This is a genomic window from Prosthecodimorpha hirschii (genome assembly GCF_001305515.1).
GTDB lineage: Bacteria > Pseudomonadota > Alphaproteobacteria > Rhizobiales > Ancalomicrobiaceae > Prosthecodimorpha > Prosthecodimorpha hirschii.
Genome location: NZ_LJYW01000001.1, coordinates 4,129,142 through 4,153,853, shown reverse-complemented (window position 1 = coordinate 4,153,853; position 24,712 = coordinate 4,129,142). Strand labels below are relative to the sequence as shown.

The window sequence follows — 24,712 nt, the reverse complement described above, 5'->3', positions numbered from 1 at the left end:
ATCGAAGCGGGACATTCCGCCGGATCGGCCACGAGGGCAAGCCCGTTCAGGCGTCGTTCAGGCAGGGCCGGGTAACGACATCGGCATGCCTTGCTTCCGCCGCGGCTGCTGACCCCGCTCCCCGGATCAAGGACCCGTTCCATGCCTGTCATCGAAAGACTCGATGCCGTGCGGTCGCTCGTCGATTGCGGCCACGGCGTCGTCGCCACGCTCTTTGCCGATGCGCGCGTCGAGATCGACCGCGCCTCGCTCGACGACATTGCCGGCTTTGCCGAGACCACCGCCACGGCGGCGCGGCTCGTCGAGGCCGGCACTCTCGACCCCGGGTCCGGCCTCGGCCGGATCGTGCTGACGCCGGATTTCCACCGCGGTGCCGCCATGCCGGTCGGGACCGTGGCGGAGACGCGCGGCTTCGTCATCCCGCGCGCGGCCGGCAGCGATATCGGCTGCGGCATGAGCCTCGCCGTCCTCGACATCGAGGCCGACGAGATCGCCGCGCTCGGCCGCCCTCTCGAAGCCGCCCTGCGCCATGCCTTCTTCGAGGGCGGCCGCAACATTCGCCTGGATGCGGCGACCCGCGAAGCCGTGCTCGTCGAAGGTCTCGCCGGCCTTTCCGCATCGGCCCGCGAGACCGGCCTGTTCGACCGGCTCGGTGCGGCCGGCCTCGCCCGTGCGGCCGCCCGCTGCCACGGCGGCGGGCGGATCGCCGGCGCCCGGGTCGGAGATGTGCTGTCCGAATGGCTGCGGCCCGGCGGGCGAGACGGCGTGACCCGCGACGGCTTCCTCGGGACGGTCGGCGGCGGCAACCACTTCGTCGAGATCCAGCGGGTCGAGACGATCGTCGACCGCCGCGCGGCCTGGGACTGGGGTGTCCGGCCGGGTCGGGCGGCCGTCATGGTCCATTCCGGTTCGCTCGGCCTCGGCAAGGCGGTCGCGCTCGCCCATCTCGACCGCGCCCTGGCGCTCTGGCCGGCGGGCGAAAGGCGGCCCGCCAACGGCATCCTGCCGCTGGCGCTCACCGCAGAGGGCGGCGGCCCCGGCGGCGACTATCTGGCCGACATGGCGGCGGCGGCCAATTTCGCCATCGTCAACCGGCTGGCCATGTCGCTGATGGTGGCCGAGACCCTGTCCCGGCTCGTCGGCCGGGCGATCGGCTGGCATCTGGTCCACGACCTGCCGCACAATCTGGTCTGGGGCCAGGGCCACCGCGCCCTGCACCGCAAGGGCGCCTGCCCGGCGCTCTACGACGCCGCCGATCCGGTCTTCCCCGACGGTCATCCGGTCATCGTGCCGGGCTCGATGGGCACCGCCAGCTGGCTCCTGCGCGGGCTCGGTTCGGCGGAAAGCCTGGAGAGCGCGCCGCACGGTGCCGGACGGGTGCTGTCGCGCAACGCCGGACGCGCCGCGCCGGAGGACCCGCGCCCGATCCGGGTGGTCGGCAAGATCGACCTGGAACGCAGCCGCCGCGACGTGGCCGCGGAAGCCGCCCGCACCCTCTCCGAGGAGGCCCCGCGCGTCTACAAGGATATCGGCCCGGTGGTCGATACCGTCGCGGACGCCGGCATCGCCGCCCGGGTCGCCCGGCTCGCGCCCCTCCTGACCGTGAAGGGGTGACGGCCCGTCGCGCGCGCCCATGCAGCGTCGGTCCCGGATCCGGCATCCGGGGCCGATCCTGCTGCAGATCAAGTCCGTCAGGGGGCCGAGATCGAGCACATGCCCGATCTCGAAGGGGCATTCGGCCGGGACGGCGGTGCCGCGGACGGGGCGGCAGCGCGCGCCGGGTTCCGGGCGCGCGCCGATCGTCGATCGAAGGCCTTACAACGCGCTCATATGCGTGTTGGTCAGAATGCCGTCGACGTAGATCCGGCCGCCCTTGATCACGACGTGCTTGGGCTCGCCGTCGTCCTTGCGGGCGAAGGTGCGGAAGGTGAATTCCGGGTGCTCGTTGGCATCCCGCGTGATGTCGGCGAGCATTTCCGCGGCGATCGCTTCGCCGAGGATCAGGCTGCGCGCATTGTCGGAGCGCCAGTGGACGCCGCCCATTGAGCGTCCCATCGCGACATTCTGCGCCAGCTTGTTGAGTTCGCCTTCGATGGTCAGTTGCATCGCAACGTCCTTGTCGAGCGCGAGCAGGGTTCCGACGCCGTTCTCATCCGTCGCGGGCCGATAGCAGGAGATCGTGTCCTTCTTCTCACCGTAAGGCTCGGAGCGCTCCTTGAGGGACATGAACGGTAGGGGCGACATCGGGTCGTCGCGCTTGAAGGTCTGGAAATAGGCCTTGAGGACGGTGATGCAGGCCCCGGCGACGGTGGCATGGCCGGCGCCATAGGCCGGATGGGTCGGGCTTCCGGGCGAATAGCCCATCGGCAGCAGCAGGGTGCCGTACTTGTCCCTGACCGCCGCCGCGGCCGTGGTCCCCGCAACCCATGCCGGCAACCCGTAGGCGCGCGTGCCCGCATCGTCCGCGCCGATGGTCTGCACATGGACCAGGCCGCCATAGGCCTCGGGGCGAAGCCGCAGATGGACCTGCCATTTCTGGTTCCAGACCACCTTCAGCGCCCGGGTCGCCACTTCGGAGACCAGCGCCAGGATGTGCGGGCCGCCGAGAACGCCGAAGCCGGCTTCGCGATCCTTGAGCGGACCGCAGTCGCTGTAGGGATTGCCCGGCGTCCACTTGGCCGTCCCCGACAGAAGGATCAGCGCGGCGTTGAAATAGGCCTGATGCAGCGCATCCTTGTTGACGAACCGCGCGAGATCGCGCGGCGTGCTGATATACCGTTTCAGGCCGCCGGCCTCGTAGAACGACTCATCGTACTCGTTGGCGTCGGGGTAGGCCTTGCCGAATTCATCCTGCCCGCTGTCCTGCGCCGCCTTCCAGTCGGCAAATTCGGTGAGATAGTTCGCACCGAATTTGTACGGCCGTTGCATCTGGTCGATCGTCTGGGTGCCGAATGCGACGTTGCGCAGGAAGAACTGGCTGACCAGAGGCCCGACTTCCTCGCCGGGCAGGCCGAGACGAAACAGATTTTGCGGCGTTACCGGTGCCCGCACCGACGCGCTGCCGGGCAGGTCGATGCCGGGCCGCAGATGGCCGGCATCCTGCGTATCGGCGACGGCCTGCGCGAAGATGCCATCGAGTTCCGTAGCCGCGTCCGCGACCAGTTGGCCCTCGTTCCAATGCGCGAAGTCGCAATCGCGCAACAGCGCCATCCAGTAGAGCTCGGTCATTTCCGCTGCCGTGCCGACGGAATCGACCTTCGGCGCCGGCAGCATCGCATAGGCGGCCGGATGCTGCGTCAGCCGGTCCGCGGCCAGACCGCCCTGCGGATTGGTCAGCGCCGCAGCATCCGCCCCATTCCGTCCCGGTCCCTTCGGGACCCTCTTGAACTCGCCGCCGAGGCCGCGGGTGGCCTTCACGAGCTTCTCGAAATCGGAACGCTCGACCTCGCCGAACGCATTGTGCTTCAAGGATTTGTGGAAGCTGCCGATGCCGACCGCTTTCACGCCCGGCGCCACTTCCCATTCCCTGTCGGTATCACCGTTCGATGGGCACATGGTGTCCTCCGCGAGCATGGTGTTGCTGGGCGATGGCCGGACCCATGCCGGCCCGTCGGCCACCGCAGGCGTATCGTCCAGGGCCGCGGCTCCGCCTTTGCGAAGGCGAAATGCAGCAAGGCGGCGTCGATCCCGGGCGCGGACGATCCGCCGCCGCCGGAGCAACGTCCGTTCGGACCTTCGAGCAGGCGGGCTTTCCCCTCGATCAGGCGTCGTCGAGCGCGCGGCATCGCCTTCGGCAGACCGCCGTGCCGTCGGTGGAGCGCCCGTACGTCTTCTCTTTCAGATCAGAAGATTTTTTCTTTCGACGAGACTGCTGCCTGGCTCAAAACTGCCGGCAAACCCCGCCGATCATCATCATTGTGCCGGCATCGGATGATCGAGGCATGCCAGATCCACAATAGAGCTCATTGTCTGACCATCTCGTTCAGACAAATTCCACCCTATCCCGCCCTGGTAGTATCGATCATCCGAAATCAGCGGATTTTTGACAGTTGAAACACAGGATTATCGACGCGCTTCATCAGCGCACCGCAATTTCTTGCCCGACATCGGGAATAATACTATGAGATCTCTCGTATTAACAAGAGGGAATGTTTCCATGGGTTGCATTATGTGACGTCAGGTCGCATATCGAGAGTCATTTCCCGTCCCGGTCGTCATCGCATGCGGCAACCCGGCATCGGCGCCATCCCCGGCCACGGCTATCGAAGCCCGAGGCGCCGGCGCAGCGACGCGTTTTGGCCGTACCGATGCCGCCACCGGTGCGGACGCCGTCCGTCCGCTCGCGCATCCCGGGCGGCAGAACCGAAACGCGCCCAGAACCCCGTATCGAGATCCCGAACCCTGTCCCGGATGGCGAGGTCGCGACCCTGTCCCTTCCGGGCGCCGATGCCGGATCGCGACCGCCCGCCTCAGAACAAAAAGTAGCGCTGCGCCATCGGCAGGACCGTTGCCGGTTCGCAGGTCAGCAATTCGCCGTCGGCGCGGACCTCGTAGGTTTCGGGGTCGACCTCGATGTCCGGGGTGGCGTGGTTGTGGACCATCGACGCCTTGCCGATGCCGCCGCGGGTGTTTTCGACCGGCAGCACCACCTTGTCGAGGCCGAGCTTTTCGGCGATGCCGGCCTCGTAGGCGGCCTTGGAGACGAAGGTGATGGCCGAGGCCGTCAGCGCCTTGCCGAAGGCGCCGAACATCGGCCGGTAATTGACCGGCTGCGGGGTCGGGATCGAGGCGTTCGGATCGCCCATCGGGGCGGCCGCGATGGTGCCGAGCTTGAGGATCAGGTCCGGCTTGACGCCGAAGAAGGCCGGCGACCACAGCACCAGATCGGCGAACTTGCCGACCTCGATCGAGCCGACATAGTTCGAGAGGCCATGCGCGATGGCCGGGTTGATGGTCACCTTGGCCATGTAGCGCTTGACGCGGAAATTGTCGTTGTCGCCGGTCTCCTCGCGGAGGCGCCCGCGCTGCACGCGCATCTTGTGGGCGGTCTGGAAGGTGCGGATCAGCACCTCGCCGACGCGACCCATCGCCTGGCTGTCCGACGAGATGATCGAGAAGGCGCCCATGTCGTGCAGGATGTCCTCCGCCGCGATCGTCTCGCGCCGGATGCGGCTCTCCGCGAAGGCCACGTCCTCGGGGATCGACGGATCGAGATGGTGGCAGACCATGAGCATGTCGAGATGCTCGTCGAGGGTGTTGCGCGTATAGGGCCGGGTCGGGTTGGTCGAGGACGGGATGACGTTGGGCAGCCCCGCGACCTTGATGATGTCCGGCGCATGGCCGCCGCCGGCGCCCTCGGTGTGGTAGGCGTGGATGGTGCGGCCCTTGAAGGCCGCGACGGTATCCTCGACGAAGCCGGATTCGTTCAGCGTGTCGGTGTGGATCATCACCTGCACGTCGTATTCGTCCGCGACCGAAAGACAGTTGTCGATCGCCGCCGGCGTGGTGCCCCAGTCCTCGTGCAGCTTCAGCGCGCAGGCACCCGCCAGGACCTGCTCGGCCAGCGCGGCCGGCAGCGAGGCATTGCCCTTGCCGGCGAAGGCGAGGTTCATCGGGAAGGCCTCGGCGGCCTGCAGCATGCGCTTCAGATGCCAGGGGCCGGGCGTGCAGGTGGTCGCCGCCGTGCCGGTCGCCGGTCCGGTGCCGCCGCCGAGCATCGTGGTGACGCCGGACATCAGCGCCTCGTCGATCTGCTGCGGGCAGATGAAATGGATGTGGGTATCGAGCGCGCCGGCGGTCAGGATCTTGCCCTCGCCGGCGATCGCCTCGGTGCCCGGGCCGACGATGATGTCGACGCCCGGCTGCACGTCCGGATTGCCGGCCTTGCCGATGGCGGCGATCTTGCCGTCCTTCAGGCCGACATCGGCCTTCACGATGCCCCAGTGGTCGACGATCAGCACGTTGGTGATGACGGTGTCGACGGCACCGTCGGCGCGCGTCGTCTGCGCCTGGCCCATGCCGTCGCGGATCACCTTGCCGCCGCCGAACTTGACCTCCTCGCCATAGGTCGTCAGGTCGCGCTCGACCTCGATGATCAGGTCGGTATCGGCGAGCCGCACCTTGTCGCCCACGGTCGGGCCGAACATGTCGGCATAGGCGGAACGGGAGATCTTGAAGGACATGGAGTTCCTCGTCTAACCGACGGCGCGTCCGGGTCGCGCCGCGAAGGGGGATCGGTGCCTGCGGTCGAATTTCAGCGCTGTGCGGCCCGCCCGTGCTGGCGAACCGCCCCATCGCGGATTATCGTACATCTCCAGATTGCAGATCGAAGGCCATCGCCGTGGATTTCCCTCGCATCGAAACGCTGTCCGACGTGGCGCCGCACGTGTCCTACGAGCGGGGCTTCGTCGTCGCGCGTCGCGGCGACCACACGGTGGTCGACTATGTGCATACGGTCTCGGACACGTTCACGGACGCGATCTCGCTCGAATGCCGCGGCCTGAAATTCGACCGCGACGGGCGCCTGATCGGCCGTCCGTTCCACAAGTTCTTCAATCTCGGCGAACGCCAGCCTGTCGAGGCGGTCGACTGGTCGGCGCCGCACCGCATCCATGCGAAGCTCGACGGATCGATGATCCATCCGGTTCTGCTCGACGGCGCCCTGCGCTTCATGACCCGCATGGGCGAGACCGAGCAGTCGGCCCGCGCGCTGCGGCATGCGGGAGCGCCGGAATTCGACATCAGCCGGCATCTGGTCGAGGCCGGCATCACGCCGATCTTCGAATTCACCGCGCCGGAGAACCGCATCGTTCTCGCCTATGACCGGCCGCAATGGACCCTGCTGGCCGCCCGCGAGATGGTCTCGGGCCTCTATCTGCCGCATGGCGAGATCGAGCGCCTCGCCGGGCGCTTCGGCGTCGCCCTGGTCGAGGACCATGGCACGGTCGACGACGCCGCCGCCTTCGTGGCGCGCGTGCGTGCAGCGACCGGCATCGAGGGCTACGTGCTGGCCTTCGAGGACGGCCATCGCCTGAAACTGAAGACCGAGGCCTATGTGCTGCGCCACAAGGCGCTCAGCCTCGTCGCGTTCGAGAAGAACGTGCTCGGCTGGATCTGTGCCGGCAGCGTCGACGACATCGTGCCGCTGCTGCCGGAGGCCGTGGCCGATCGCGTTCTCGACTATCGCGACCAGATCGGACGCGGCGTCGCCGCCCGGGCGGCCGAAATCGAGGGTTTCGTGGCGGCCCATCGGGATCTGCCGCGCAAGGAATTCGCCGCCCGGGCCGTGGCGACGTTCGACCCGCGGCTGCGCGGCCTCGCCTTCTCGGTTCTGGACGGCAAGGACGGCCGCACCCTGCTCCTGGACCTGCTCGCCGCCGCGAGCCAGTCCGAGCCGAGGGTCAGTGCCGTGCGCGATCTGTTCGGAATGCACTGGTCTCTCCAAGGCCTGTCCCTGCCGGATCTGGAGGCCTGACGGCGCCCGCGACCGTCCCCGGGACTGCCGTCACCGCCTGCGGAGCCGGCTCAAAGGGTCCCCATCACCGCCTGGCGGAAGCCATAGACCTCGCGCTTGCCGCCATAGGGCACCAGCGTGACGCTGCGGGTCTGGCCGGGCTCGAAGCGCACGGCGGTGCCGGCCGGGATGTCGAGCCGCATGCCGCGGGCCTTGTCGCGGTCGAATTGGAGACCCGGGTTGGTCTCGAAGAAATGATAGTGCGAGCCGACCTGGACCGGGCGGTCGCCGGTATTGGCGACCTCGAGCGTGACGGTCGGCAGGCCGGCATTGAGCTCGATCTCGCCGGCGGCGGGGATGACTTCTCCGGGGATCATGCCGGTCTCCTCAGCGGATCGGTTCGTGGACGGTGACGAGCTTGACGCCGTCCGGGAAGGTCGCCTCGACCTGGACGTCGTGGATCATCTCGGCGATGCCGGGCATGACCTGGTCGCGGGTGACGACATGGGCGCCGGCCTCCATCAGCTCGGCGACGGTGCGCCCGTCGCGGGCGCCCTCCATGACGAAGTCGGAGATCAGCGCGATCGCTTCCGGATGGTTCAGCTTCACGCCGCGCTCCAGCCGCTTGCGCGCGACGATCGCCGCCATGGCGATGAAGAGCTTGTCCTTTTCGCGGGGCGTCAGGTTCATGCGGGGTCTCTCTTCGCGTTGATCAGCAGGACCAGGGCCGCGGCATCGGCCGGCCGCGGAAGGCTTCGAGGATGCGGACGAGGTCGCGCCGCAGCGCCTGCGGCGACGGCGACAGCAAGCGCGCCACCAGGAAGCCGTCGAAGGCGCTCGTGCCGGCCTCCACCGTTGGTTCCCGGGCGTCATCATCGACGAGCCCGCGCAGCCTGTCGAGATGCCGGTCGGCGTCCGGGGCGGCATAGAGCAGGGTCGCGAAGGCGATCGCGCCGGCCCCCGTGGCGCGCCCGGCGAACAGCGCCGTCGTGTCGCCTCCGGCCCGGAAGCTCTCGGCCAGAACCAGCCGGCCGTCGCGGCGCAGGCGCCAGTGGTCGCTGAGGGCGCCGTCGGTGACCCGCTCGCCCATGGCGCCGCGCCCGAAGAACACGCTCTCGACGATCAGGCAGCGTGCATCGGCGGCGAGATCGACCTCCAGGCGGCGCGCGAGGCGGCTGCGGTCGAACAGGATGGTCTCCTGCGGCAGCCATTCGGCCGTGGCGCCGGCGCCGACCGACAGCCGGTTGTGAATCGTGCCCGCCCCGCCCGAGGACCGGTAGATGCGCTCCGCCGCCTGCCCGGTCACGGTCGCGGCGGTGCCGGGACCCCAGCTGGCCGCGATGTCGAGCCGGTCGCCGCCGGTGACGCCGCCGGCGGTGTTGATGACGACCGCGGTCGGCGGATCGCCCGGCTCGCCGCGCGGCAGGCGGATCTTGGCCTGGCCTTCCTGGAACAGCCTGTCGACCCGGGTCGCGCCGGCCGACAGCTTGAAGGCGATCTCGGCCCGGCCGCGCGCACGCTCCAGCACGACCGGCGCCGCGGCGCCCGCACCCGTGAGGGTGCCAGCAGCGGACCCGGCGGCACGGCCCGATACGGCGCCGCCCGGCCCCGCCGTCGTCCTGTCCAAGATCGCGTCCGTCGCCAGCATGAGTCCCCGTCTGTCCCCGATCGCGATGTCCTAAGGCCCGGAAAGGCCTGCCGGCAGGCTGTCCGCCCCGGGAGCAAGACCGGGGCCAGCGGGCATGCCGCATTGTGGTCGGATTTTTCGGCATCTTGCCCAACAGGTCGCCGGTTGCCCAGACGCATGGATGCTCATGTGTTGGGCAGGATGCCGCGCCTTTCATCGCCCCTTGCGGCGAAGCCGCCATGCCCGACCGAAGCCGCGACGAGGCTTTGCCGTCGGGCCGCAAATCGACTATTCAATGTCCGACTTCGCCCCGCTTCGGCGCGGTCAGGCCCGTCGGAATTCCGGAGCCAAGATGCCGATCGATCCGACCAGACTGCGGCATGGCCGCCGGCTCCCGCTTTTCTCCGCGGCCACGGCCGGCCGGGTCATCGGGGCCGCTTCGATCCTGCTGACGCTGTGCGCCGTCCCGGCCCGCTCGGATGCCGCCCACGCCTATCTGGTCTTCGATGCCAGGACGGGCGAGGTGCTGGACCGCCACAATGCGTTCCAGGCCTGGTATCCGGCCTCGGTCACCAAGCTGATGACCACCTACGTCACCTTCCAGGCGCTCAAGGCCGGACGCCTCAAGCTGTCCTCGCCGGTGGTCATGTCGCCGGAGGCCAATACCCAGCCGCCGAGCAAGATGGGCTTCCCGACCGGCACCGTGCTGACGGTCGACAATGCGCTCAAGATGGTCATGGTCAAGTCGGCCAACGACGTGGCCTGGGCGCTCGGCGAGGCGGTCGGCGGCTCCAAGGACGCCTTCGTGGCGGAGATGAACGCGCAGGCGCGCAGGCTCGGCATGAGCCGGACCGTCTGGGCCAATCCGAACGGCCTGCCCGACCCGGCGCAATATACCAACGCGCACGATCTCGGCCTGCTCGCCCGGGCGCTGATCCGCGAGTTTCCCGAATATGCCGGCTATTTCAGCCTGCCCGGCATCCAGTTCGGCAAGCGGGTGATCCGCAACCACAACCACCTGATGGACCGCTATCCCGGCACGGACGGGATGAAGACCGGCTTCATCTGCTCGGGCGGCTTCAACGTCGTCGCCACGGTGACGCGCGGCGACAAGCGGCTGGTCGCGGTGGTGCTCGGCTCGCCCAACGCACGGGTCCGCGCCGAGAAGGCGGCGGAACTGTTCACCAAGGCCTTCGACGGCTCGGGCGGCCTGATGACGATGTTCTCCAGCCGCGAGCAGATCGACGCCATGACGGCCGGTCCGGAGGCGGCGATGCCGCCGCTCGACATCCGCGAGGAGGTCTGCGGCAAGAACCGCCGGCAGGTCGGCGAGGACGCCGACGATCTCGCCGCCGCGCCGCCGCCGACCCCGGAAGACCAGGGCCGCATCATCATCGCCGGCCAGGGCACGCCGAAGCGCGGCGCCAGCGGCCAGGCCGGCTCCTGGCTGACCGCCCGCTTCGACATCGGCGCCCCCGTGAAGGTCTGGACCGGCGGCGCCGATGCCGCGCCCCCGGCCGGAGCGAATGCCATCGCGACGGCCAAGCCGCCGGCCGGCGCCGGCTCGAACGTGGCCGCCCTGGTCGCGCCGACGCGCCAGACGCCGCCGGGCGCGATCTTCCCCGGGGGCTCCGGCCAGGATCAGGCCGCGCCGCCCGAGGGCCAGAGCACGACCGCGCGCGCCTTCAATCTCTTCTCCAACACCCCGCCGGGCGCCATTCCGAAGCCCGCGACCGGTCCGGCCTCCGGCGCCGGTCTCGACGCCGTGCTGCCGCCCGCCAACGGCACCCCGATGGTGATCGCCGGCCAGGGCGGCGCGACGGCACCCGGTGCCGCACGGCGCGGCGCCGAACCGATCGCCGCCGTCGACCTGCCGCTGCCGGAGCGCAAGCCGAAGCTCGCCGCCGCGAAGCCGGCCGCCAAGACGGCTCATGCCGCCGAGACCAAACCAGTCGACCCGCGTCGCAAGAAGAAATAGGGTCCGGCGCATCTCGACCGACCCCGCCAGGATGGACCCGACCATGGCCCCCGCCGACCCCAGCGACGCGCGCCCCGAACCGGGCGCGCCGATCCCCGTCACCGTGATCACCGGCTTTCTCGGCGCCGGCAAGACGACCCTGCTCAACCGCCTGCTCGGCGACCCGGCCATGGCCGACACGGCGGTGATCGTCAACGAGTTCGGCGAGATCGGCATCGACCATGTGCTGGTCGAGCGGGCCGACGACGGCGTGGTCGAACTGTCCTCGGGCTGCCTCTGCTGCACCATCCGCGGCGACCTGGTCGCGACGCTCGAAGACCTGCTCAAGCGGCTCGACAACGGCCGCATCCAGCGGCTTTCGCGCGTCGTGATCGAGACCACCGGCCTCGCCGACCCGGCGCCGATCCTGCACACCGTCATGCGCCATCCCTATCTGGTCCGGCGCTACCGGCTCGACGGCGTGGTCACGGTGGTCGACGCGGTCAACGGCATGGCGACGCTCGACGCCCAGGAGGAGGCGGTCAAGCAGGCCGCCGTCGCCGACCGGATCGTGCTGACCAAGACCGACCTGGTCGAGCCCGCCCGGCGCCCGGCGCTGGTCATGCTCGCCACCCGGCTGCGCGTGCTCAATCCGGCCGCCGCGATCCTCGATGCGGCGCGCGGCGAGGCGACGCCGGCGGCCCTGCTCGAGACCGGCCTGTGGAGTGCCGAGCGCAAGTCCGCCGACGTCCGCCGCTGGCTGCAGGAAGAGGCCTTCCGCGACCGTGAGGCCGAGCGGCGCCGTCTGGAGGCGCGCCTCGGCGGCGGCCCGGCGCACGGTCATGAAGGGCATGATCACGACCATGGCCACGGGCACGATCACGATCACGATCATGGGCACGACCATTCGCACGGCGACCATGATCACCATCACGATCCGAACCGCCACGACGACCGCATCCGCGCCTTCTGCCTGGCGACCGATGCGGCGATCCCGGCCGGCTCGCTCGATCTGTTTCTCGACCTTTTGCGCTCGGCGCATGGTCCGCGCCTCCTGCGCATGAAGGGCGTGGTCAAGCTGGCCGAGGATCCGGAGCGCCCGCTGGTGCTGCACGCCGTGCAGCACGTATTGCATCCGCCCGTGCAGCTTCCCGCCTGGCCGGATGCCGACCGGCGCACCCGTCTGGTCTTCATCACCAAGGATCTCGACGAGGGCTTCGTGCGGCGCATGTTCGACGCCTTCGCCGGCCATGTCGCCCCCGACACGCCCGACCGGACCGCCGTCGCCGACAATCCGCTCTATGTCTCGGGATTCTCCGGCCGCTTCGGCTGAGGGCCGGCGACGATGACGAAGACCAGCAGCCGGCCGTCGCGCCGGGTCTCGACCAGATCGTGCCCGTCCTCGGCGCACATGTGCGGGATGTCGATGGCGCTCATCGGATCGGTCGCCTCGACGGCGAGCCGGGTGCCGGCCGGCAGGCGGGAAAGCGCCCGGCGCGCCTTCAGCACGGGGAGCGGGCAGTTGAGACCCTTCAGGTCGAGGCGGCGTTCGTCGGTCATGGCGCCTTCCTGCCATCGCCGGGCCGGCCTTGCCAAGCCCGGGGCCGCCGCGTGACCGGCTTGCGCGAGCGCATCGCCGCCGCCCTCGCCCGCTGGCGGCTCCGCCGGCTGTTCGCCCGCATCGCCGCGCATCCGGACCGGACGCTGGTCGACCGCTTCGCCATCCTGGCCGACCGCTGGCACGACCGGATCGCCTTCGCGAGCCCGTCAGGCGCGCCCCCTGCCGGCCGGATCACCTGGGGCGCCCTGTTCGCCGCCTCGCAGCGGGTGACGCGCTGGGCCGGCCAGCAGGGGCTCGGGCGCGGCACCAGGGTCGGGCTGCTGGCCTCGGACCCGGCCGCGACCGCGATCCTGGCGCTCGGGCTGATGCGGGCCGGCGTCGTTCCGGTACTCTACGACACCGCGGCCGCCGGACCGGATCTGGCCGCCGCGATCGATCAGACCGCGCCCGGGCTTCTGGTGGTCGGCGCCGACGCGGCGGCCGGCTTCGAGGCGGCGGTGTCGGACTTGACCCATTTCTGCCCGGTCTGGCGGCTCGGTCCCGATCCCGGCAACTATCCGGGCCTCGACGAGGCGCTGGCCGCCCTCTCCGACCGGCCGCTGACCCCGCGCGACCTGCCGCGGCTCTCGATCGACGATCCGGCCATCCTGCTCGCCGGCATCGATGCCGTGATCCTGACCCATGGCGCCTTGCGGGCCGGGATCGAGGGCGCAGCCCTGACGGCGGGTGCGGCGACCGGGATAGCGATGGTGTCGGATGCCGACGGATCGGCGCGGGACCAGACGGAACGGAAAGGCCCGGCCTCGCCGCTGTGCCTGCTCGGCAGCCTCGCGACCCTGTTCTCCGGCGCGACGGTCGCGGGCGCTGCGCAGCGCAACGCCATGGCGCTTGGTCGGGCGGTCGTCCGGATCGCCGGGGATTTCGTGGACCGCCAGACGACCTGACCTTGCTGCGGGAGCCGGGGGCAACCCGTGCCGACGGCGTCCCCGGACGCGTCCGGGAGCGCAGGACCCCAGCCTTTGCGCTGGACCCCAGCCGTTGCGAATGCCCGCAGCCATGTGGGCGTGCGTCGCCTTTGCGGGCGCGGGGCCGTGACGGCGGCCGAAGCCGCCGCCGCCGGGTGCCGACGGTCAGTTGTTCTTCAGGACCTTGATGTCGTTGGCGAGACCGACGCCGGCGCGGCCGGTCGAGACCGTGCGACCGACAATGTCCAGGAACTTGGCGAATTCCACCGACGGGGCGGTCGCCACATAGACGATGTCCTTGTCGCGCAGCCACATCTGCCGGGCCAGGAACAGGCCCTTCGGCTCGAGCAGGTTCAGGCGGTAGACGACCGGAACCTTGCCGGCGCTCTTCGGCTGCCAATCCGGCCGGATCGCCTTGACCAGATGCGGCTCCTCGAAGCGGAACACGAAGATGCCGCTGGCATCGGCCGCCAGCGTGTTGAGGCCGCCGCCGCGCGCCACGGCTTCCGCCAGCGTGACCGTCTTGGTCTCGAACTTGATCTCGCTCGGCCGGTAGACCGCGCCGAGCAGCGTGTAGGTCTGCGGCGCGAAGGACAGCAGGATCTCGTCGTCCGGCATCAAGTAGACGTTGTTGGACGGAACGAGAACCAGATCTTCAAGCAGGATCGAGGCCGCCTCGGTCTTGCGCTTCAGCGTGACCGTCGTCTCGTAGGTGGTGAAGCGCGAACCGCCGGCCAGCGCGACCATGTCGAGCAGCTTGGTGCCGCCGACATTGAGCGGATACTTGCCGGGCTTCGCCACATCGCCGACCACCACGGCCGCATTGGCCTGGTTGCCGACGACGCCGAGCAGGACCTGCGGCTGGATCGCCTTGTCGGCCAGCGCAGTCTGGATCGCCTCGCGCAGCACCTCGGTGGTGCGTCCGGCCGCCCGCATCCGCCCGACATAGGGCACGAAGATGTTGCCGGTCTCGTCGATCTGCGCCTGGAACTGCGCGCCGCGGGTCTGGGTATTCGCGAACAGGCCGTTGTCGCCGGCCTCCATGATCCGGATGTCGATCACGTCGCCGATGCCGAGCGGCTGGCCGCGCGGACCGGAGCGGATCGCGAAGCGGTCGGCGAAAGTGTGCGGCCGCCAGGGGCCGATGGTGCGGACGACCGGTTCGTCGAGTTGCACGATGACGTAGGAGTCGATCGGCAGGGATGTCTCGACGCGCTCGCTGGTGATCGCCATCGCGGATGGCCCGTCCGACGGCAGCGAGGAGCAGCCGGCCGCCAGCAACGGCATGCACACAGCCGCGAACAGAGCGCGGGCACGAACCGTGAGGGCGCAAAGCCCAGAAAAACGAGCCACCATGACGGCTCCATACCATTCCGGTCTAAAGCGAGCCAGAGCCGTGCTTTGGCGACAGTGCCCAATTCCGAAACGCGTGGCCCCAGAGACACAGACAGTTACAGAAAAACACGCATCCTAACAACAGCTTAATTTTCTGCGACGCGCACCGCGACGGCCCCCTCGGCGCGATCGAAGGCGGGCGAGACAATCGGATCGTCGAGAACCGACGCCGCCCAGCGCGCCCGAAACCGCGCCGCCTCGGCCTCGAACCGCGCGCGCCGCGCGCCGTCGCGGTCGGCGCCGCGCGAGGCTGATTCGAAATGGGTCAGCCGGGCGTCAGGCGTGATCACGGTCCTGAGGCCGAGCGCCTGCGCGCGCAGGCAGAAATCGACATCGTTGAAGGCGACCGCGAAAGCCGGGTCGAGCCCGCCGAGCCGGTCCCAGACCGCCTTGCGCACCACCAGGCAGGCGCCGGTCACGGCCGCCACCTCGCGCCGCGCCAGGAGCCGGCCGTCCGGCCCGGCGGCGTCCCCGGCAAGGCCCCGGTCCATGTGGCCGGCCGTGCCGTGCATGCCGAGCAGGATGCCGGCATGCTGCACCGTCCCGTCCGGATAGAGCAGGGTCGCGCCGACGGGACCGACATCGGCCTGCAGCGCCTCGGCCACCATCGCGGCCAGCCACCCGGCGTCGAGCGGCACGACGTCGTCGTTGAGAAGACAGAGGATTTCGCCGCGGGCTTCGGTCGCCGCGCGATTGTTCAGGCCGGCATAGTCGAACGGACCGGGCGCCCGCAGGACCCGGATGCCCGGACGGGCCGCGGCCTCGGCCAGCACCGCGAGCGTGGCCGGATCGACCGAGCCGTTGTCGACGACCAGAATTTCCAGCGCCGGGTAGTCGGTCCGCTCGGCCAAACCGGCCAGACAGGCGCCGATCAGGTCCGCCCGGTCGCGCGTCGGCACGATGACGCTGACCAGCGGAGGCGGCGACGGCAGCGCCCGGCGCACCCGGACGAAGCCCGGATGCCCCCCAACCGGGATCACCCGCCCGGCCTCGCCGCACCGGGCGAGATGATCCGCCACGCAGGCGGCCGCGGCCGCGGAACGCTCCGCTGCGGTCGCCGGGCTCCAGGCATCGATGGGGCCGTCGCCACGCCGGCTGGCGACCATCTGGGCGACGCGTCGGATCGCCCCCGACGGCGCGGCTTCGGTCACCCTGAAGGCCAGATCGAAGGGCTCCGCTCCGGCCCGGAGCCCGGCCGCCTCCGCCGGCCAGCAGGACCGCGCGACCAGGACGGGGACGCCCATATAGGCATGGGATTCCAGAAGCGCAGGCGACCAGGACGGCTTCAGCCGCGGATGCCGGCGGCGCCCGTCCGGCCCGGTCTCGTCCTCGTCCGCATAGGCGATCGCGAAGGTCCCGTCCTTCTCGACCTCCGCCGCGAAGGCGCCGACGAGACCGGGATCGGCGATCCAGCCGGGCGGCAGCACGGTGATCGCCGCCGCCGCAGAGGCCTCGACCGCCGCCGCCACGGCGGCCGCCGCGGTCGTCCCGGCGGCGACCGGCACGGTCGCGATCCGGGCCGCACATCCCGACGCACGAACGGACGCCAGGGCCGCCTCCGTTGCCGCAAGGCGACCGGCCGGGCCGGCCAGGACCAGTTCGTCGAAGCGCCGCGCCTGGGCGGCGAGCGATGCGAGCGTGGCCGCGACCGCATCGATCGGGACGGCATCGAGGATCGGCACGATCACGACGATCGGGGCCGGCGGACGCGACCGCTCCTCAGGATCGGGCGCCGGTCGGGCGGCGAGCCAGGCCGCGTAGCGCCGTTCCGGATCGTCGTTCCCCGCCCCGCCCCCGCCGGGCGGCTGGGCCGTCTCGAAGCGGCGCGGGTTCAGGATCGTGGCGAGCGCGGCCTTCAGGTAGCCGGCCAGCGGACCAGGGCCGCGGCGGGCCGCGCGGACGGCGCCGGCCAGCGCCATGTTGGCGACCGCGAAAGGCCCCATCCGCCTGAGCACGAGCCGCTCGAGCCGGAACGGGCCCGGCAGGCGCCCCGGCTCGACTTCGATCTGCCGGAACGGCTCGGGCGCCCGGAAGGTGCCGACGAAGCTGCCGCCCGCACCCCGCTTCAGGACGGTCGAGCGCGCCCGCTCGAAGCGGCCGCCGAAGCCGGGCAGCACGCGGACCTGCAGGTCGTGGCCGGCCTCGATCGCGATGGCGAGCGCGTACCAGCCGGGCCGGGCCTCGGCGGCGAGATCGAAGGTCATCGACGGTGCGAAGCCGGTCGCCCGCCAGGCCGGCGGGGCGCCGTCCGGCTCGACATCGCGGCGCGCGACCACCCGGACGCCCGGCGGCGCCTCGGTCTCGTCCGTCCCTGTCAGCCCGCCTTCCGCCATCGTGATCCCGGTGTTATAGGCGTGGCCGCCTTGGTGCCGCGCCGAAGCGGCCGTCGCCGCGTGCGATGCCGCCGCCGGCGCCGCGGCACCATCCAACCGGAGTTCCGTCATGACCGATCCCGTCGCCGCCGCGCAGGCCAGTTCCGGCTTCCGGCAGTTGGCCCTCTGCTGGTTCCGCCGCAAGGACTACGAGCAGGCCAAGGCGCTGATGGAGGACGCCGATCGGCTTTACGACGACTACGATACCTGGCTCAAGGAAGGCTGGGCCTTCGAGCGGGAAATGTCCGACAAGGGCGTGCGCACCGTGCGCATCCGCTTCGACGAACAGAGCTTCCTCCTGTTCTGCGCCACCCATGCGATGCCGCGCGACGGCGTCGCGCGCGCCGAATGGGCCGCCTACGAGGCGATCCGCCGCGCGACCCCGCCGGCCCGGCGCTGACCGGGCACGCCGCGCGGGCGCCGCGAACCGGCGGCCTCAGCCCTTCGCCGGGGCCTCGGCCGACCCGCCCGCGGATGCGCGTCCGAAATCCGGCGCCGCCGTATCCTGGCCGACATCGATGATGCCGCGCCGGATCGCACGGGTCTTGGTGAACAGCTCGAACAGCGCGTCGCCGTCGGAGAAGCGCACTGCCCGCTGCAGCGCGAACAGATCCTCGATGAAGCGGCCGAGCATCTCGATCACCGCTTCCTTGTTGTGCAGGAACACGTCCCGCCACATGGTCGGGTCGGAGGCGGCGATGCGGGTGAAGTCGCGGAAGCCGCCGGCCGAGAACTTGATCACCTCAGAGGCGGTGACCTGCTCCAGATGCGCCGCCGTCCCGACGATGTTGTAGGCGATCAGGTGCGGGATATGGCTGGTGATGGCGAGCACCATGTCGTGGTGCTCGGGCGTCATGGTCTCGACCTTCGAGCCGGTCGCCCGCCAGAAGGCGGCCAGCCGCTCGACCGCCGCCGGATCGGTGCCGGGCGGCGGGGTCAGGATGCACCAGCGATTGTGGAACAGCTCCGCGAAGCCTGCATCCGGGCCGGAATGCTCCGTGCCGGCGACCGGATGGGCCGGCACGAAATGGGCGTGCGCCGGCAGGTGCGGCGCCATTTGGCGGACCACGTCGGCCTTGACCGAGCCGACATCGGAGACGATCGCGCCCGGCTTCAGATGCGGCCCGATCGCCTGCGCGACGGCCTCCGAGGCGCCGACCGGCACCGAGACGATGACGCAGTCCGCGCCTTCGACCGCCGCGGCCATGTCGGTCGTGTAGCGATCGCCGAGACCGAGTTCGACCGCCCGGTCGAGCGTTTCCCGACGCCGGGTCGAGACGACGATCTCGCCGGCGAGCCCGTCACGGCGCGCCACGCGCGCGATCGAACCGCCGATCAGGCCGATTCCGATCAGGGTCAGGCGCCCGAAAATCGGCTTGTCCGCTGCGCTCACCGGAGAAACTCCGTCAGCGCGGCGATCGCCGCCTCGTTGGCTTCCGCCGAGCCGATCGTCATGCGCAGGGCATTGGGCAGGCCGTAGGCATCCATCCGGCGCACCACGACGCCGCGGTCGAGCAGGAAGGCATCGGCGTCCGGCGCGCGCTTGCCGGCCGCGTCGGGGAAGTGGATCAGCACGAAATTGCCGACCGACGGCGTCACCGTCAGGCCGATCGCCTCCAGCGCGCCGACCACCTTGGGCAGCCATTCCTCGTTATGGTCGGCGGCCCGCGCCGTGAAATCGCGATCCTCGATCGCCGCCACGCCGGCCGCGATCGCCGGAGCGGAGACGTTGAAGGGGCCGCGGATGCGGTTCATGGCGTCGATCACCGCGGCCGGCCCGTAGGCCCAGCCGAGGCGCAGGCCGGCGAGGCCGTAGATCTTGGAGAAGGTGCGCGCCATGATCACGTTCTCGCTGGTCGAGACCAGTTCGATGCCGCTCTCGTAGTCGTTGCGTCGGACATATTCCGCATAGGCCGCGTCGAGCACCAGCAGCACGCGCTTCGGCAGGCCGGCATGCAGCCGCTTGACCTCGTCGAAGGGCAGGTAGGTGCCGGTCGGATTGTTCGGATTGGCCAGGAACAGCACGCGCGTCCGCTCGGTGACGGCGGCCAGCAGCGCATCCACGTCCGCGGTCAGGTTCTTTTCCTTGACGGCGATCGGCGTGCCGCCGGCCCCGGTCACCGCGATCGGATAGACCAGGAAGCCGTGCTCGGAATAGATCGCCTCGTCGCCGGGGCCGATATAGGCATGCGCGATCAGGTTCAGGATCTCGTCCGAGCCCGCGCCGCAGATCAGCCGCTCCGGCGCCAGGCCGTAGAGCCGGCCGATCGCCTCGCGCAGCGCGGTGGCCGAGCCGTCGGGATAGAATTCCAGGGCGCCGGCCTGGGCCTGATAGGCCGCGATCGCCTTCGGGCTCGCCCCGAGCGGGGTCTCGTTCGACGACAGCTTGTAGAGCTTGCCGCCTCCGGTCGCCTTGGACTTGCCCGGAACATAGGGGGCGATGTCGAGCACGCCGGGGCGCGGGATCGGGCGGTCGAGGGGGGCGGTCATGACGGGCCTCGTGGTCGGCGGAAGCGGAAGATCTCGATTAGGAGACGTGGTCGGCGGAAGCGGAAGATTTCGGAAGGGAGACGCGGTCGGCGGAAGCGGAAGATTTCGGAAGGGAGACGCGGTCGGCGGAAGCGGAAGACTTCGGAAGGGAGACTGGGTCGGCGGAAGCGGAAGACTTCGGAAGGGAGACTGGGTCGGCGGACGCGGAAGAACCGGACTATCGGGGTCGGGAGCCGGTCGGGATCAGTCGACCCGGCCCGGCGGCCCGGCCGGCAGACGGATCGGCGCCGGGTAGCCGCCGACGACGCGCGGGCTGCGCACCTCGACGCCGGCCGCCGCGAAGGCCGCCGGCACGGTGGTGCGGTCCTGCGCGGCCGGGATCGCGATCAGGAATTCGGCGCGCGGACCCTCGTCATGGCGCGCCAGCAGCTCGATGCCGGCATCGGCCAACGCACGGGCGGGATCGCGGTCGCCGACCCCCGAACAGGCGAGGATGTCGACTTCCGGCGCGACCGGCTCGCTGATCGGATTGGAGACGATCAGCGCCGGCAGGTCGGCAACGCGCCCGGGCATGTCGATATAGGGCAGACGCGTGATCACCCGCGGCCCCTCGCCGCCGAGCCGGTTCCACCAGGCCCCGACCCAGCTCGGCTGCGACAGGCGGATGATGCCGAGATCGGAGACCGACGCGGCCACGGCCTCGATCACCTCCTCGGGACCGGGCAGCATGTGGGCCGGCACGGTGAAGCCGCAATAGAAGCGGGCGAGATCGCGCATCGCGACCGGATCGCGGCCGCCGTCGAGATGGACCTCGTAATGGGCCTGCAGATACGTGAAGGTCGAGAGGATCTCGCGCCACATATGCTCGAGCGCGACGATCGGCAGGATGCCGCGATGGCGCGCCACCAGGCGCCGCATCATCTCGGCCTCGCGCGCCGGCCGGAAGGCAGCGCCGGTCACGTCGGTGCGCTTGACCTTGATCAGTTCGTCGATGATCGCCGACCGCGCCACCAGGAGCCGGTGCACCTCCTCGTCGATCGCATCGATCTCCGTGCGCAACTGGCCGAGCCGGACGGCGAGATCTGCAGGCGGAGGCGTATCGGACATGACGGAACCGGCAACGGGAGCGGGGCTTCTTCATAGGGAACGCCCCGCACGAAATCAAATGGCGGCTGGCCGCGGCACCGATCCGCCGCCGATGCCATTGACAGAAACGGCCGGCGGCGAATAGCTGGGCGCCCCGCCGCAGGCGGCAGGATGAAGCCCCCGGAAGGGTCATATGGGTAACGGTGGATTGCAAGCCGTGGACGATGCGGTCGAACTGGCCCGCCTGCGCCAGACGGAGACGCCGGACAGCCTGGTGGCACGGTTCGGGGCCGACCAGCCGCTTCAGCTCGATTCCGGCCACAGCCTCGGTCCCTGGCAGATCGCCTACCAGACCTATGGCCGGCTCAATGCGGACAAGTCGAACGCCATCCTGGTTTGCCATGCGCTGACCGGGGATCAGCATGTCCACAACATCCACCCGGTGACCGGCAAGTCGGGCTGGTGGGATCTGGTCATCGGGCCCGGCCTGCCGATCGACACCGACCGCTATTTCGTCATCTGCGCCAACGTGCTCGGCGGCTGCATGGGCACCACCGGCCCGGCCTCGATCAATCCGGCGACCGGCAAGCCCTACGGGCTCGATCTGCCGGTCGTCACCATCGGCGACATGGTGCGCTCGCAGGCGGCGCTGGTCGACCATCTCGGCATCGACAAGCTGTTCCTGGTCATGGGCGGCTCGATGGGCGGCATGCAGGTGCTGCAATGGGCCGCGGCCTATCCGGAGCGCGTCTTCGCCGCCGCGCCGATCGCCGCGGGCGCGCGCCATTCCTCGCAGAACATCGCCTTCCACGAGGTCGGCCGGCAGGCGATCATGGCCGACCCGGACTGGCGCCGCGGGCGCTACCTGGAAGAGGGCACCAGCCCGCGCAAGGGTCTGGCGGTCGCCCGCATGGCCGCGCACATTACCTATATGTCGGAGGCCTCGCTGCATTCGAAGTTCGGCCGCCGCCTGCAGGGGCGCGACCGGCTGACCTTCGGCTTCGACGCCGACTTCCAGATCGAGAGCTACCTGCGCCACCAGGGCCTGTCCTTCGTCGACCGCTTCGACGCCAATTCCTATCTCTACGTGACGCGCGCGATGGACTATTTCGACATCGCGGCCGAACACGGCGGCAAACTGGCGGAGGCCTTCCGCGGCACCAAGACGCGCTTCTGCATCGTCTCCTTCACGTCCGACTGGTTGTTTCCGACCGCCGAGAGCCGGGCGGTCGTGCATGCGCTCAACGCCGCCGGCGCCAGCGTCTCCTTCGCCGAGATCGTCACCGATCGCGGCCACGACGCCTTCCTGCTCGACGAGCCGGAACTGTTCGGCATCCTGCGCGGCTTCATCGACAGCGCCGCCCGCGCCCGGGGGCTCGCATGAGCGACCGGACGCCGACCCCGCCCGGCGGTCCGGGCGCCCTCTTCCAGGCCGGCGGCGAGCCGCGCGTCGACCTGCGCGTGATCGCCGATCTGGTCCCGCGCGGCGCGCGCGTGCTCGATGTCGGCTGCGGCGATGGTGCGCTGCTGCAATGGCTAGCCCGCAGCCGGGAGGTCGACGGCCGCGGCATCGAGCTCAGTCAGAAGGGCGTCAACGAATGCGTCGCCCGCGGCCTGTCGGTGATCCAGGGCGATGCCGACACCGACCTCGTCTACTATCCGGACGGCGCCTTCGACGTGGTCATCCTGTCGCAGACCCTGCAGGCGACCGAGCGGCCGAAGGACGTCCTCAAGCACCTTTTGCGCATCGGCCGGCGCGCGATCGTCTCAGTGCCGAATTTCGGCTACTGGCGCATCCGCCTGCAGTTCCTGCTGCGCGGGCGGATGCCGATCACCGAGGATCTGCCGTACAGCTGGTACGACACCCCCAATATCCATTTCTGCACGATCCGGGATTTCGTCGAGCTGACCAAGGAAGCCGATGTCGGCGCCGTGATGGAGAAGGCCGTGGCGCTCAATGCCGGCGGCCAGGCCATGAGCCTCAACGCACCCTGGTGGTTCTGGAATCTGTTCGGCGAACAGGGCGTCTTCGTGCTCAAGCGAAGCTGATCGGCTCGGCGCCGGCGTCCCCTCCCGTCCTGGTCGCCGGACGGGCGCCGGGCCCTCGACCGGGCGACATCGACCGGCCCGCATCGGCCGGCCACCGGCGACCGACCTCCGGCGGATCGCGGACGACGGTCGCCGGCCCGCAGCCGGCGACGCATGATCCGTGACGGTCAGGCGATGGCGCGGCTTGCCTCGCGCACGGTGCGGGTCGCCTGATCGACGAACTTCGTCTGCTCGGCGATCTGGTTCATGTTGCGGCTGATCACCTCGACGCCCTTCGAGGCGGTCTGCATGTTCTCCGACATGTCGCGGGTGACGGCCGTCTGCTCCTCGACGGCGGCGGCGATGCCGGACGAGATCTCGCTGATCTTGCCGATCACGTCGGCGATGCTGGCGATCGCATTGACGGCCTGGCTGGTCGAGACCTGCACGGCATCGATCTGCTGGCCGATTTCGTCGGTCGCCTTCGAGGTCTGGCCGGCGAGATTCTTGACCTCGGAGGCGACGACGGCAAAGCCGCGGCCGGCATCGCCGGCCCGGGCCGCCTCGATGGTCGCGTTGAGGGCGAGCAGGTTGGTCTGGCCGGCAATGTTGTTGATCAGTTCGACGACCGCGCCGATGCGCTGGGCGGCGCTGGTCAGGCCCTGGACGATCTCGTTGGTGCGCTCGGCCTGCTGCACGGCGGTGGTCGAGATCGACCGCGCGACCGAGACCTGCCGGCTGATCTCCTCCACCGAGGCGGCCAGTTCCTCGGCGCCGGAGGCGACCGCCTGCACGTTGGCGGAGGTCTGGGTCGACGCGCTGGCGGCGCTCGACGCCTGTCGGTTGGCCTCAGAAACGGCCTCGGTGACCTTGTCGAGGTCGCTCGCGATGGCCCTCTGGGCCTCTTCCCGCCGCATGCGTTCGCGCACCATGGCGGTGATGTCGGTGCAGAACTTCACGACCTTGAAATAGCGCCCCATGGCGTCGGCGATCGGATTGTAGGTCGCCTGGAGCCAGACTTCCTTGCCGCCCCGGCCGATCCGCTTGAACTCGCCGGCCTGGAATTCGCCACGCCGCAGGCCGTCCCAGAAACGCTGATAGTCCGCCGAATTGCGCGTAGCCGTCTCGACGAACATCGAATGATGCTTGCCCTTGATCTCGTCCAGCGTATAGCCGACCGCGCTCAGGAAGTTCTGGTTCGCCTCGAGGATGTTGCCGTCCATCGTGAAATGGATCACCGCCTGCGACTTGCCGATCGCGGCGATCTGACCTTCATATTCGGCGTTGCGCAGCTTCGTCGCCGTGATGTCGGTCGCGAACTTGATGACCCGATAGACCTTGCCGCCGCGGTCGAGCACGGGGTTGTAGGAAGCCTGGATCCAGACCTCGCGTCCCCCCTTGCCGATGCGGCGATACTCGGCCGCCTGATACTCGCCGCGGCGCAGACGGTCCCAGAACTGCTGATAGGCCGGCGATTCCCGTTCGGCGGCATCGACGAACATCGAATGATGGCGGTCCTTGACCTCATCGAGCGTATAGCCGAGCGCCGCCAGGAAATTTGCGTTGGCATCGAGAATGCGCCCGGACGGATCGAACTCGATGACCGCCTGCGACCTGTCGATGGCGCGAAACTTGTCGCGCAATTCCGAGCGTCCGAAGAGCATGGCGTTTCTTCCCTCACCGGTCCTGAGGTACCGCATTCTTATATTTAAAATAATTGATACCTAATTATTAACGAAAGGTTAAAAATGAGAAGTCTTTGATTTCCAAATATTAAA

20 protein-coding genes are annotated in these 24,712 nt (G+C 69.8%); 8 read left to right on the top strand and 12 right to left on the bottom strand.

Features of this window, described 5'->3' with window-relative positions; translation table 11 throughout:
• Nucleotides 1-141: 141 nt before the first annotated feature.
• Nucleotides 142-1,614 (top strand): RtcB family protein, encoded by a 1,473-nt coding sequence (locus tag ABB55_RS18240; RefSeq protein WP_054360075.1) that lies wholly within the window; start codon nucleotides 142-144, stop codon nucleotides 1,612-1,614.
• Nucleotides 1,615-1,815: 201 nt separating this feature from the next.
• Here ABB55_RS18240 and ABB55_RS18235 read toward each other — a convergent pair whose 3' ends face one another.
• Both ABB55_RS18235 and ureC read right to left on the bottom strand, forming a co-directional pair.
• The gene (locus tag ABB55_RS18235; RefSeq protein WP_152982094.1) at nucleotides 1,816-3,720 is read right to left on the bottom strand and encodes a vanadium-dependent haloperoxidase; all 1,905 of its coding nucleotides are present in this window, start codon (nucleotides 3,718-3,720) and stop codon (nucleotides 1,816-1,818) included.
• Between the two features lie 749 nt (nucleotides 3,721-4,469).
• On the bottom strand, nucleotides 4,470-6,182 hold the full coding sequence (ureC, locus tag ABB55_RS18230) for an urease subunit alpha (protein WP_054360073.1): 1,713 nt from the start codon (nucleotides 6,180-6,182) through the stop codon (nucleotides 4,470-4,472).
• Nucleotides 6,183-6,340: 158 nt separating this feature from the next.
• Here ureC and ABB55_RS18225 point away from each other — a divergent pair, with 158 nt between their 5' ends.
• Nucleotides 6,341-7,474 carry an RNA ligase gene (locus tag ABB55_RS18225; protein WP_054360072.1) on the top strand — a complete coding sequence of 378 codons (1,134 nt, stop codon included), beginning with the start codon at nucleotides 6,341-6,343 and terminating at the stop codon, nucleotides 7,472-7,474.
• 50 nt (nucleotides 7,475-7,524) lie between these two features.
• On the opposite strand, the gene ABB55_RS18220 is transcribed toward ABB55_RS18225, so the two are convergent.
• From ABB55_RS18220 to ABB55_RS18210, 3 genes are read right to left on the bottom strand one after another with little or no spacing between them, the layout of a single operon-like run.
• The gene (locus tag ABB55_RS18220) at nucleotides 7,525-7,830 is read right to left on the bottom strand and encodes an urease subunit beta (RefSeq protein WP_054360071.1); all 306 of its coding nucleotides are present in this window, start codon (nucleotides 7,828-7,830) and stop codon (nucleotides 7,525-7,527) included.
• A 10-nt stretch (nucleotides 7,831-7,840) separates the two neighbouring features.
• A complete protein-coding gene (locus ABB55_RS18215) occupies nucleotides 7,841-8,143 on the bottom strand; it encodes an urease subunit gamma (protein ID WP_054360070.1) in 303 nt (100 codons plus the stop codon).
• A 22-nt stretch (nucleotides 8,144-8,165) separates the two neighbouring features.
• Entirely contained in the window at nucleotides 8,166-9,080 is a 915-nt protein-coding gene (locus ABB55_RS18210) for an urease accessory protein UreD (RefSeq protein WP_200912042.1), read from the bottom strand.
• A gap of 352 nt (nucleotides 9,081-9,432) precedes the next feature.
• On the opposite strand from ABB55_RS18210, the gene ABB55_RS18205 reads away from it, so the two are divergent.
• Together ABB55_RS18205 and ABB55_RS18200 are read left to right on the top strand one after the other, a co-directional pair.
• Nucleotides 9,433-11,058: a D-alanyl-D-alanine carboxypeptidase family protein gene (locus ABB55_RS18205; protein ID WP_054360069.1), complete on the top strand. Its 1,626-nt coding sequence runs from the start codon at nucleotides 9,433-9,435 to the stop codon at nucleotides 11,056-11,058.
• 43 nt (nucleotides 11,059-11,101) lie between these two features.
• Nucleotides 11,102-12,370, top strand: coding sequence for a CobW family GTP-binding protein (locus ABB55_RS18200; protein ID WP_054360068.1), 1,269 nt, complete (start codon nucleotides 11,102-11,104; stop codon nucleotides 12,368-12,370).
• Here the strand turns inward: ABB55_RS18200 and ABB55_RS18195 are convergent.
• A complete protein-coding gene (locus tag ABB55_RS18195) occupies nucleotides 12,337-12,597 on the bottom strand; it encodes a sulfurtransferase TusA family protein (RefSeq protein WP_054362152.1) in 261 nt (86 codons plus the stop codon). The two genes, ABB55_RS18200 and ABB55_RS18195, sit on opposite strands and share 34 nt — an antisense overlap.
• Nucleotides 12,598-12,648: 51 nt before the next feature.
• Between ABB55_RS18195 and ABB55_RS18190 the strand changes: the two genes are divergently transcribed.
• A complete protein-coding gene (locus ABB55_RS18190) occupies nucleotides 12,649-13,542 on the top strand; it encodes an AMP-binding protein (protein WP_160321263.1) in 894 nt (297 codons plus the stop codon).
• Nucleotides 13,543-13,728: 186 nt separating this feature from the next.
• Here ABB55_RS18190 and ABB55_RS18185 read toward each other — a convergent pair whose 3' ends face one another.
• Together ABB55_RS18185 and ABB55_RS18180 are read right to left on the bottom strand one after the other, a co-directional pair.
• The gene (locus ABB55_RS18185) at nucleotides 13,729-14,850 is read right to left on the bottom strand and encodes a polysaccharide biosynthesis/export family protein (protein ID WP_181183822.1); all 1,122 of its coding nucleotides are present in this window, start codon (nucleotides 14,848-14,850) and stop codon (nucleotides 13,729-13,731) included.
• Nucleotides 14,851-15,044: 194 nt separating this feature from the next.
• Nucleotides 15,045-17,402: a glycosyltransferase family 2 protein gene (locus ABB55_RS18180; RefSeq protein WP_054360065.1), complete on the bottom strand. Its 2,358-nt coding sequence runs from the start codon at nucleotides 17,400-17,402 to the stop codon at nucleotides 15,045-15,047.
• Between ABB55_RS18180 and ABB55_RS18175 the strand changes: the two genes are divergently transcribed.
• Nucleotides 17,401-17,730, top strand: coding sequence for a hypothetical protein (locus ABB55_RS18175; protein ID WP_054360064.1), 330 nt, complete (start codon nucleotides 17,401-17,403; stop codon nucleotides 17,728-17,730). The two genes, ABB55_RS18180 and ABB55_RS18175, sit on opposite strands and share 2 nt — an antisense overlap.
• Nucleotides 17,731-17,766: 36 nt before the next feature.
• Here ABB55_RS18175 and ABB55_RS18170 read toward each other — a convergent pair whose 3' ends face one another.
• The 3 genes from ABB55_RS18170 to ABB55_RS18160 all read right to left on the bottom strand — a co-directional run bounded on the left by ABB55_RS18170 (nucleotide 17,767) and on the right by ABB55_RS18160 (nucleotide 20,927).
• Nucleotides 17,767-18,723, bottom strand: a complete 957-nt coding sequence (locus ABB55_RS18170) for a prephenate/arogenate dehydrogenase family protein (protein WP_054360063.1) — start codon at nucleotides 18,721-18,723, stop codon at nucleotides 17,767-17,769.
• Nucleotides 18,720-19,820 carry a histidinol-phosphate transaminase gene (gene hisC / locus ABB55_RS29860; protein WP_054360062.1) on the bottom strand — a complete coding sequence of 367 codons (1,101 nt, stop codon included), beginning with the start codon at nucleotides 19,818-19,820 and terminating at the stop codon, nucleotides 18,720-18,722. The genes ABB55_RS18170 and hisC overlap by 4 nt, the downstream gene beginning before the upstream one ends.
• Nucleotides 19,821-20,063: 243 nt before the next feature.
• On the bottom strand, nucleotides 20,064-20,927 hold the full coding sequence (locus ABB55_RS18160) for a chorismate mutase (protein WP_054360061.1): 864 nt from the start codon (nucleotides 20,925-20,927) through the stop codon (nucleotides 20,064-20,066).
• 172 nt (nucleotides 20,928-21,099) lie between these two features.
• Between ABB55_RS18160 and metX the strand changes: the two genes are divergently transcribed.
• Together metX and metW are read left to right on the top strand one after the other, a co-directional pair.
• Nucleotides 21,100-22,290: a homoserine O-acetyltransferase MetX gene (gene metX, locus ABB55_RS18155; RefSeq protein ID WP_054360060.1), complete on the top strand. Its 1,191-nt coding sequence runs from the start codon at nucleotides 21,100-21,102 to the stop codon at nucleotides 22,288-22,290.
• Entirely contained in the window at nucleotides 22,287-22,955 is a 669-nt protein-coding gene (metW, locus tag ABB55_RS18150) for a methionine biosynthesis protein MetW (protein WP_083463724.1), read from the top strand. Before metX ends, metW begins: the two co-directional genes overlap by 4 nt.
• A gap of 167 nt (nucleotides 22,956-23,122) precedes the next feature.
• Here the strand turns inward: metW and ABB55_RS18145 are convergent, their stop codons facing one another.
• Nucleotides 23,123-24,598, bottom strand: coding sequence for a methyl-accepting chemotaxis protein (locus ABB55_RS18145; protein ID WP_054360059.1), 1,476 nt, complete (start codon nucleotides 24,596-24,598; stop codon nucleotides 23,123-23,125).
• Between the last annotated feature and the right edge of the window lie 114 nt (nucleotides 24,599-24,712).